4 protein-coding genes and 2 riboswitches are annotated in these 7,242 nt (G+C 41.6%); all 4 genes read left to right on the top strand.

Translation table 11 applies throughout. The features are described from left to right. Positions 1-12 precede the first annotated feature (12 nt). A riboswitch (purine riboswitch) is annotated at positions 13-114 on the top strand. 178 nt (positions 115-292) lie between these two features. Then, positions 293-1,813, top strand: a complete 1,521-nt coding sequence (gene guaA, locus V3595_RS26495) for a glutamine-hydrolyzing GMP synthase (protein WP_164855120.1) — start codon at positions 293-295, stop codon at positions 1,811-1,813. 225 nt (positions 1,814-2,038) lie between these two features. Next, a riboswitch (purine riboswitch) is annotated at positions 2,039-2,140 on the top strand. A gap of 100 nt (positions 2,141-2,240) precedes the next feature. Further along, positions 2,241-3,572 carry an NCS2 family permease gene (locus tag V3595_RS26500; RefSeq protein WP_063235528.1) on the top strand — a complete coding sequence of 444 codons (1,332 nt, stop codon included), beginning with the start codon at positions 2,241-2,243 and terminating at the stop codon, positions 3,570-3,572. Between the two features lie 157 nt (positions 3,573-3,729). After that, positions 3,730-4,572: a glucose PTS transporter transcription antiterminator GlcT gene (glcT, locus tag V3595_RS26505; RefSeq protein ID WP_485910770.1), complete on the top strand. Its 843-nt coding sequence runs from the start codon at positions 3,730-3,732 to the stop codon at positions 4,570-4,572. A 213-nt stretch (positions 4,573-4,785) separates the two neighbouring features. Beyond that, positions 4,786-6,855, top strand: coding sequence for a glucose-specific PTS transporter subunit IIBC (ptsG, locus tag V3595_RS26510; protein ID WP_485910772.1), 2,070 nt, complete (start codon positions 4,786-4,788; stop codon positions 6,853-6,855). Positions 6,856-7,242 lie beyond the last annotated feature (387 nt).

The raw sequence follows: 7,242 nt of genomic DNA on the forward strand, positions 1-7,242 counted from the left end.
ATAACAAAAACTAACTTAAACTAATATATCCTTCATATATCCTCGATAATATGGATCGAAAGTTTCTACCGAATCACCGTAAATGATTTGACTATGAAGGCGGATTTTAACAGGAAAGCTGAAAATCTGCCTTCGTCTATACTTTTTCTGTATTTTTGAGGGTGGATTTTTAGTTTTTCTTTTTTTATGATAATATTTTTTATAAGAAATTATCACTCGATTTTATGAGTGAATTACATTGATAGAGGTGACGTTTGTGCCGGGGAAAACAGAATTGCAAAAAAACCAGGAAATGATCGTAGTACTTGATTTCGGAAGCCAATATAATCAATTGATCACTCGTCGTATCCGCGAATTTGGTGTGTACAGTGAGCTTCATCCTCATACAATTACTGTAGAAGAAATCGAGAAAATGAACCCAACGGGAATCATTTTCTCAGGTGGTCCGAATAGTGTTTATGATGCAAATGCATTTGGTTGTGATGAACGCATATTCGAAATGGGCCTTCCGATTTTCGGTATTTGTTATGGCATGCAGCTTATGACTAAACATTTTGGCGGTAAGGTGGAACCAGCGAAAAACCGTGAATACGGAAAAGCGACACTTGCCATCCAAAATGAGTCTAAGTTATTCAGTGACCTGCCGAAAGAACAGATCGTCTGGATGAGCCATGGTGATCTAGTGGTGGAAACGCCTGAAGGTTTCCAAATTGATGGGACGAACCCGTCTTGCCCAATTTCGGCTATGAGTGACGAGTCACGTAAATTATATGCCGTGCAATTCCATCCTGAAGTCCGACATTCCGTATACGGTAATGACATTTTGAAAAATTTCGTATTCGGCGTTTGTGGCTGCAAAGGTGACTGGTCAATGGAGAACTTCATTGAAATCGAGATGGAGAAAATCCGCCAAACGGTCGGAGATAAAAAAGTGTTATGCGCTTTGAGCGGCGGAGTTGATTCATCCGTTGTTGCTGTATTGATCCATAAAGCGATTGGCGATCAGCTGACATGTATTTTCGTTGATCACGGATTACTTCGTAAAGGGGAAGCCGAAGGTGTAATGGAAACATTCCGTGAAGGCTTCAATATGAACGTAATCAAGGTTGATGCAAAAGAACGTTTCCTATCGAAGCTTGCTGGCGTTTCAGATCCGGAACAAAAACGGAAAATCATCGGTAACGAGTTCATCTACGTATTCGATGACGAAGCAACGAAGCTCGAAGGAATTGATTTCCTTGCACAGGGTACACTTTACACAGACATTATTGAAAGTGGTACGGCCACTGCACAAACAATTAAATCGCATCACAACGTTGGCGGTCTGCCGGAAGATATGCAATTTAAATTGATTGAGCCTTTGAACACCCTGTTCAAGGATGAAGTGCGTGCACTTGGAAGTGAAATGGGCATTCCAGATGAAATCGTTTGGCGTCAACCATTCCCGGGTCCAGGTTTAGGCATTCGTGTATTAGGTGAAATTTCAGATGAAAAACTTGAAATCGTTCGTGAATCTGACCATATCTTACGTGAGGAAATTAAAAAGAATGGTTTGGAACGCGAAATTTGGCAGTACTTTACGGTGCTTCCTAACATTCGAAGCGTAGGGGTAATGGGCGACGCGCGTACGTATGACTATACAATCGGGATCCGTGCAGTTACATCCATTGACGGAATGACTTCCGATTGGGCAAGAATCCCTTGGGATGTACTTGAAATCATCTCAACGAGAATCGTTAATGAAGTAAACCATGTAAACCGCGTAGTTTATGACATTACGTCTAAGCCACCTGCAACGATCGAGTGGGAATAGAAGATTAAAATCATCCAATCAGTGAAGGAAATATCCTTCACTGATTTTTTTGGTTAAAATAGTATTTGAATATGTAGATTACTTACATTTCACGTATGTTGGCGAAGATATAGCCATAATAAGTAAGGAATATATAGCGAAAAGCGAACATTGCCTAAAATTACATAAAAAATATTCGTTTGATATATTGACGATTATTTTAGTGACTGATACACTATACCTATAATAATAAAAAAACATAATTGTCGTATAATATTGGGGATATGGCCCAAAAGTTTCTACCAAGCTGCCGTGAACGGCTTGACTACGATGTGGAAGGATTGGCGTGGATAAACCGCCACTTCTTTACATGACCGCAGTCAAGCCCCGTTCGTAAGCGAATGGGGCATTTTCTGTTGGCACGATTTTATGATAGGGGAGACTCATAATGAAAAATTATTTTCGGTTTAACGAGCTGGGAACTAATTATCGCCGTGAAATACTTGGTGGACTGACTACGTTCCTTTCAATGGCATATATCCTGGTTGTTAACCCTGTGATGCTGACTTTACAAAGCATCGAGGACTATCCGGATGAATTGAGAATGGACTACGGAGCGGTTTTTGCAGCGACCGCCTTGGCAGCCGCAATCGGCTCGATATTGATGGGACTCATAGCCAGGTATCCAATCTCGCTTGCACCAGGGATGGGATTGAATGCTTTCTTTGCTTTTACCGTTGTGCTCGGTTTTGGAATTCCTTGGCAGACGGCTTTATCGGGAGTACTGATTTCAGGTATTATCTTCGTTTTGCTTTCCCTATCGGGGATACGTGAGAAAATCATTAATGCAATTCCAGTCGAATTGAAATACGCAGTTGGTGCCGGTATCGGTTTATTCATTACTTTTGTAGGGTTTCAGAATGCTGGGATCATCACGAATGATGACAGCGTTCTTGTCGGACTGGGCGACTTGACATCAGGAAACACTTTATTGGCTGTGTTTGGAATTGTCGTAACCGTCATTTTGATGACGAGAGGCGTCAAAAGCGGCGTGTTCATAGGGATGGTCATTACAGCCATTGCAGGAATGATTTTTGGACAAGTTCCGGTGCCGGAGAAAATAATCGGTGCCGTTCCTAGCATAGCGCCTACATTCGGGGTTGCGTTCGATGCCTTCGGAAATCCCGGTGATCTCTTCACTGGTCAAATGTTAATCGTGATACTGACCTTCTTGTTTGTGGCATTCTTTGATACAGCCGGTACGTTGGTGGCTGTCGCGCAACAAGCTGGTTTGATGAAGGATAATGTTCTTCCTAGAGTGGGAAAAGGATTACTTGCTGATTCATTATCCATCGTTTCAGGTGCAATTCTTGGTACATCCACCACGACATCTTATGTAGAGTCTACATCAGGTGTTGCTGCTGGTGCTCGAAGCGGTTTTGCGGCTGTGGTGACAGGATTGCTGTTTGTCCTATCCTTATTCTTCTTCCCGCTTCTATCAGTGGTAACATCTGCGGTGACTGCGCCGGCATTGGTTATAGTCGGAGTATTAATGGCATCATCACTTAAAAATATTGACTGGCAGAAGTTTGAAATTGCGGTTCCTGCCTTCTTTACGGTTATCATGATGCCTATGACATATTCGATTGCGACAGGTATAGCTTGCGGATTCATCTTCTATCCGATCACCATGTCGATGAAAGGGAGAGCTAAAGAGGTTCACCCAATCATGTGGGGCCTTGGAGTCGTTTTCCTACTATATTTCATTTTCTTGAAGTAATAATGCAATGCAATAAGTAAGGAGAGTCCTGATTTCGGGGCTCTTCTTTCATGTTGTAAGAGAAAGCTCATATCGTGTATAGTAAAAGGACTAAGTACTAAGTACTTTATCCTGTATGGGGCATAGGGATGACTTTGAGAAAAAAAGAGGGAGAAAAATGAATGGTTTTATCGTTGAAAAGGTTTTGAACAATAATGTGGTGATTGCCACGCATCCGTCGTATGGAGAAGTCGTTTCTATTGGAAAGGGCTTAGGCTTCAACCGAAAGAAAGGCGAAGAGTTAAGTCCGGAACTTGCGGAGAAAACGTTTGTCCTGAAAAATGTCAAGGAACAGGAAAGTTACAAAAAACTTTTGCCGCAGATCGATCAAAATCTTCAAGCTGCCATTATAGAATCCATTCATCTCATTAACGACCGAGTAACTGGAAAACTCAATGAACATATACATGTCGGTTTAACTGATCATTTATTGTTCGCCCTTCAGCGTGTTTCACAAGGAATGACTATCAAAAACCCATTCTTGAAAGAAACGATAACCCTTTATCCTTTTGAACATGATATTGCTGTTGATGTAGTAGAATTAATTCAAGATAAGACAGGCATAGGCCTGCCCCAAGGGGAAATCGGTTTTATTACACTTCATATTCATAGCGCAATATCAAATAAAGACTTATCGGAAGTCAACCAGCATTCGCAGTTAATCTATCAGCTTATCCAAGTTGTTGAAGAACAGCTAAACGTACAAATTAATAAGGATAGCATAGATTATTCACGTTTGGTCCGTCATTTAAGATTCATGATAGACAGGGTGTTGGCTGGGGAAAAAGTAGAGGAACCCGAAAAAATAGCAATGCTATTGAAAGAAGAATATCCTTTGTGTTACAATATCTCTTGGAAGCTAATAAAGATTATGCAGCAGAAATTAGGCAGTCCGGTTTGTGATGCGGAAGCTGTCTATCTAACGATGCATATCCAACGATTACAAAAGAAAATTAAATAAACATACATTAACTTACGTGTTACTGATTCGATCAGGCATAAGTGAGGAGAATGATTGTTATGAAAGAGGGTATTATATACCTGAATTTTCATTTCAATCCTATCTTTGCTTATGCCTTTTTTGTATTTGAATTCTGATGCGTGGGAAGATGAATACCATCGTTAAATGTAACCGTTTTATTAGCAGGGAAAAACAGTAAGAGGAGGAAAACCTATGTTTAAGAAGTTGTTTGGTGTTTTGCAAAAAATCGGAAAAGCTTTGATGCTTCCTGTAGCCATTTTACCAGCGGCCGGAATTTTGCTTGCGTTTGGTAATGCGTTGCAAAACGAGACTTTGTTGGATATCGCCCCGTTTCTCGCGAGTGGCGGAGTGGAAATGGTCGCATCGGTAATGGAGAATGCCGGGAATATTATTTTTGGGAATCTTCCCTTGTTGTTTGCTGTGGGGGTCGCAATTGGGTTAGCTGGCGGAGATGGTGTTGCCGGCTTGGCGGCGATTATCGGTTTCTTGATTATGAATGTAACGATGGGAACTGTTCTTGGCATTGACGCTGCCGACATTGCGAACAACAGTGCGGTGTATAGCAATGTTCTGGGAATCCCGACGTTGGGAACTGGTGTGTTCGGCGGTATTATTGTCGGTGTCATGGCTGCTGTTATGTATAATAAGTTTTATGAAATTGAACTGCCTTCTTATTTAGGATTTTTTGCAGGTAAACGTTTTGTACCAATTGCAACAGCCGCAAGCGCAGTTATTCTTGGATTGCTGATGATCTTGGTTTGGCCGACGATTCAATCGGGGTTAAATTCATTTTCCGAAAATATGTTGGGTGCTAACCTGACTCTGGGAGCTTTCGTGTTTGGGGTTGTAGAACGTGCGCTGATTCCTTTTGGGTTGCATCATATCTTCTATTCGCCATTCTGGTTCGAATTTGGCAGCTATATCCCTCAAGGCGGGGGAACGCCAGTCAGAGGAGACCAGGCTATCTTCATGGCACAAATTAAAGATGGCGTACAGAATTTAACGGCAGGTACCTTCATGACTGGTAAATATCCATTCATGATGTTCGGGTTACCAGCTGCGGCTTTGGCCATTTATCATGAAGCAAGACCGGAAAGAAAGAAAATAGTCGGTGGCTTGATGGCTTCTGCGGCACTTACATCTTTCCTGACTGGGATTACTGAGCCACTTGAATTTGCATTCTTATTTGTTGCACCGGTACTTTTCGGGATTCACTGTCTGTTTGCAGGTCTATCATTCATGACCATGCATTTACTGGACGTGAAAATCGGGATGACGTTCTCGGGTGGTTTGATCGATTACGTACTGTTTGGTTTAATTAATCCGCAAACCAATGCATGGATCGTTATTCCGGTTGGTTTGGTCTTTGCGGTTATCTATTACTTCGGATTCCGATTTGCGATAAGGACGTTTAACCTTAAAACTCCTGGCCGTGAAGTGGAAGAGAATGAAGAAGAGGGCGGATCTGAAAGTACAGCTGGAAGTCTTCCTGGGGATATCTTGGATGCTATGGGCGGAAAAGAAAATATTGCTCACTTGGATGCTTGTATTACCCGTCTTCGTGTATCGGTCAATGACATCGGTAACGTTGATAAAAATAGACTGAAGAAACTTGGTGCCGCTGGAGTTCTCGAAGTGGGCAATAACCTCCAGGCAATCTTCGGACCTCGTTCAGAAACGATCAAGGGGCAAATGAAAGATATCATCGATGGAAAAAGGCCTCGTAAAGTAGAAGCATCTCCTGAAGTGGGTGTGGAAAAGCAAATCGAGGATGTCGTCCCGAAACCTTTACGGACGGATGAAGTTTCCGAGCGCTTTGTTTCTCCTATTAAAGGGGAATTAAAACCGATCACGGAAGTGCCTGATGCAGTCTTTGCTGAAAAAATGATGGGTGATGGATTTGCCATTGTGCCTGAGGAAGGGTTGGTTGTTTCTCCTGTAGACGGTACGATCGTTAACCTATTCCCGACTAAACATGCAATAGGTATCGTTTCCGAAGCTGGTCGTGAAATCTTGATACATGTCGGGATCGATACAGTTAAGTTAGAAGGCAAAGGTTTCGAAGCACTAGTCTCTCAAGGAGATAAAGTGACAAGCGGACAGCCATTGCTCAAAGTTGATATAGAGTATGTCAAAAACAATGCCAGCTCTATCATTACGCCAATCGTCTTTACTAACCTTTCCGAAGGTGAAAGTGTGAAGATCGAAAAGGCCGGAAATGTAGATAGAGAAGAAGCGGACGTAATTACCATTAATAAATAATCATTAATAACAGGAGGGTGGCTATAATCAGCTGCCCTCCTGTTTTTGATGTTTCAATGGCAGGGTCCGGCTTCTATAGAAAGAAAGTGGTGTATATATAGAAGAAGTTGGCTCATGAAAAAATGAAGTGAATTTTAAAAGATTGCATTGACTTATCTAAATGCAAGTGCTAATATATTAAATACACCGCTTGAGACAAAAAAGACAAACAAGTAAATGATAACTTGTTGTTGACTTTATGTTTGAAGGGTGTTAGACTAATTAAGTCGCTAAAAAGCGATGAAAAATATTGCTCTTTGAAAACTGAACAAAACAAAGCGCCAACGTTAAATTTTAAGTGAGCACACACTATCAAAAAAGCAAATGAGCAAGTCAAACATTTCTTCG

The organism is Bacillus sp. CFBP9009 (assembly GCF_036541465.1).
In the GTDB taxonomy this organism is placed as follows: Bacteria; Bacillota; Bacilli; order Bacillales; family DSM-1321; genus Peribacillus.